The sequence below is a fragment of the Patulibacter sp. NPDC049589 genome, assembly GCF_040675535.1.
In the GTDB taxonomy this organism is placed as follows: Bacteria; Actinomycetota; Thermoleophilia; order Solirubrobacterales; family Solirubrobacteraceae; genus Patulibacter.
The window spans coordinates 1-1,315 of sequence record NZ_JBFAPC010000340.1 but is presented as its reverse complement, the minus strand read 5'-3'; the positions used below and the strand labels follow the sequence as shown (position 1 = coordinate 1,315).

Sequence of the window (1,315 nt, the reverse complement as noted above, 5' to 3'; positions counted from 1 at the left end):
GGGGACGACGGGCTGGGCGCCGCGCCCGGCGCAGCCGGTCGAGCGCGGACTCGCCCGGGTAGCGCCCGAGCAGCAACGTCGCGAGCAGGAGCAGCGCGGGCGCGAGCCCCAGGACGACGTGCAGCAGGCTCATCGCACGCGCACCGGGAAGCGGGCCTCGACCTGCTCGAACGCCGACAGGCGCAGGCGGACCTCCACGGTCCACCCGCCGGGGGTGCCGAGCGGGACCGCCGTGGCCCCCCAGCGGCCGGGGCCGTCGGCGACGACCGGCACGTCGACCGGCACGTCGCTGCCGCCCGAGCGGCCCGGCGGCACCGCGCGGACGGACAGGTCCCGCCCGCCGCGGAGCGGGGCGCCGTTCCGGCCGACGGCGGTGAGCCGCAGGGCGTTGCGCCCCGTCCGCGCCGGGTCGACGGTCAGCCGCAGCTCGACGCCCCGGACCTGCCGCGTCACGGCGACGGGACCCGACGTGAGGGACTTCGGCGGCGCGTAGCCCGCGAGCGCGCCCGTCGCGGCGAGGACGGCGACGAGCAGGAGGACCTCGGACCGCAGGGCGAGGCGCACGTGGCGGGCCGTCTCCGGGGACGGCGGCCGTGGCGGGTCGTCCGCGTCGTCCTCCTCGTCCCCCTCCGGCACCACGGACGCCGCCGGCGGGTCGTCGTCCTCGGCCCCCGCCGGCGCCTCGCCGTCCGCCAGCCGGCGTAGCTGCGGCACCAGGTACTCGCGCTGGGCGACCGCGACGCCGATGGCGGCAGTGAGCAGCACGACCTTCACGAGGATCGCGCGGCCGTAGGCGGTGTCGGTGAGGTCGTAGAGCGTCGTCAGGTGCAGGATCGCGAGGCCCGTGCCGGCGAGCGTCAGGACGCCGACGGAGCCGAGCGCGAGCGGCGAGAAGCGCAGGAGGGTCGCGGACAGGAGACCCAGGCGCGGGAGGCCGTCGGGCACGGCCCGGATCGCGGCCGGCAGGACGAGCACGAGCCCGAGCAGGCCGCCGAGCCAGGTGCCCATCCCGGCGACGTGGACGATCTGGATCGGCACCAGCGCCCAGGCGGGCGACGAGGACACGGCGTGGCCGCCGAGCGCCGGGGCCACGACGAGGAGCGCGACGAGGCCCGTCGCGGCGATCGCCCAGCCGGCGTCCGGCCCGCGCAGCCCCGCGGACGTGCGGACGACGCGCCCGGCGATGCCGGCGAGGACCGCCGACGCGACCGCGGTGATCAGGAACCAGGCGCCGGTGCGCGTCCCGGCGACGTCGCCGAGCGTGCCCGGCCGCAGCGCCTCCCCCCACCCCCCGCCCCCCGGCGCCGCGGCCGGG

General features: G+C 79.5%; 1 protein-coding gene. It reads right to left on the bottom strand.

Annotated elements, in window-relative coordinates; genetic code table 11:
• Positions 1-129 precede the first annotated feature (129 nt).
• The coding region (locus AB0L40_RS27865; RefSeq protein ID WP_364362065.1) for a CopD family protein at positions 130-1,315 on the bottom strand (1,186 nt) is incomplete at its 5' end.